The organism is Pseudoalteromonas sp. SG43-7 (assembly GCF_014164295.1).
In the GTDB taxonomy this organism is placed as follows: domain Bacteria; phylum Pseudomonadota; class Gammaproteobacteria; order Enterobacterales; family Alteromonadaceae; genus Pseudoalteromonas; species Pseudoalteromonas rhizosphaerae.
In genome coordinates this window covers 1-1,314 of record NZ_JACJEY010000142.1, presented here as the reverse complement: position 1 = coordinate 1,314, position 1,314 = coordinate 1, and the positions used below count along the sequence as shown (strand labels likewise).

1 protein-coding gene is annotated in these 1,314 nt (G+C 36.7%); it reads right to left on the bottom strand.

What is annotated here, in order from left to right; translation table 11 throughout:
* Positions 1–602: 602 nt before the first annotated feature.
* Positions 603–1,127, bottom strand: coding sequence for a hypothetical protein (locus tag H5200_RS23140; RefSeq protein ID WP_182762831.1), 525 nt, complete (start codon positions 1,125–1,127; stop codon positions 603–605).
* Positions 1,128–1,314: the final 187 nt, after the last annotated feature.

Below are 1,314 nucleotides of genomic sequence, written 5' to 3'. Positions count from 1 at the left end.
TACTATTACTAATACTAATACTAATACTAATACTAATACTAAGAACAAAGAGCAAAGTATTTACGTGGCTCTTTTGTTTCTGGGTATAAAAACTTAATAACTTGGCGATTAATAGTCCGCAATGGGCCATTTGCAGATTGTCGGCAACGATCCTATAAAATAACTCGATTTTAATTTATTTTTAATAGTGGTTTAACCATGCCGATACTAAGCGCTAAGTTTCCCTTATTTCCTTTTATTTGTGCAAAAAACTTAGTAAATTATTCACAAAGAGGTAAAGAGGAGCTTCGCTTCAGAGTAATACTGATTCTAGCCCAAATGTATTTGCGGCTAAGGGTATTACAAACTAATAGCCAACGCTTATCAGCTACTGGTTGATTTAGAACACTGGATTCGCCGTAGGATAAGAATGTTCTACTGACGGTAGTGGCTTATACCTCTCGTTAGGCAATGACAACTTGGCTTGACAAGGTTTAGAAAGATATTTGGATCAAGATTCATCTGGGAGATGAACCGCCCATTGCACTTCCTGCTAATAAAAAGCGCATGACGGGTGGTGTGGGGGCTGGAGGTTAGATACCTCCGGCTACCCGATTAGAGTTTTATTTTAAGAAAGCCGATGGGATTTGAGGAGCACCACACCACTCAGCTATCGAATTGTATTTACAAGCTAAGCCTTTAAGTTTGTCGACTCCTCCTGATATTTTCTCAAAGAAGTCATTCAAGTCGCTGCCAGTATTTAATGCATCGTCAATAAGCCTCTTTAATTTGGTAAGGCCTACCGAATTTTTAACTTCTTCTGGAGAACTTGTTGCATCAATATTTTCGATAGAGCTATTTAAATCTAATAGCCTTAATTCAGTTCCAGAATCATCTCCACTTTTAGATATTAATGATTTAATTTCATCTGCAACATCAAGAATATCATTGTTAATTACAGTGGTATTTGTTTGAGTGGTAGTAACATTTATCACCGGTGAAAAATTTAAACTTAAAGGTTGTTCGTTTGGCCTTGATAAAGAGTTTTCGAAAAGGCTTTTTAGAGTAGATAATTCCTGCCCTTTATGAATTAGAAGGTCTCTTTGCGCTTCTATTTTTGTATAAGCGACACGTAATTCAGTTTTCAACTCTATAACCTTCAAAGCATTATCGTAGAAGGCTTCAGGAGGTTTTTCTCCTGTAACAACTAGCCCCCTGTGTCAGGATAGTTGTCGCCTCTAACTTTTAATAGAGGCAGATAAAAATGAGACGTCGATTTACACAAGAATTTAAAGTTCAAGCGGTTGAAAAAGCATTATCTCAATGTGATGATGT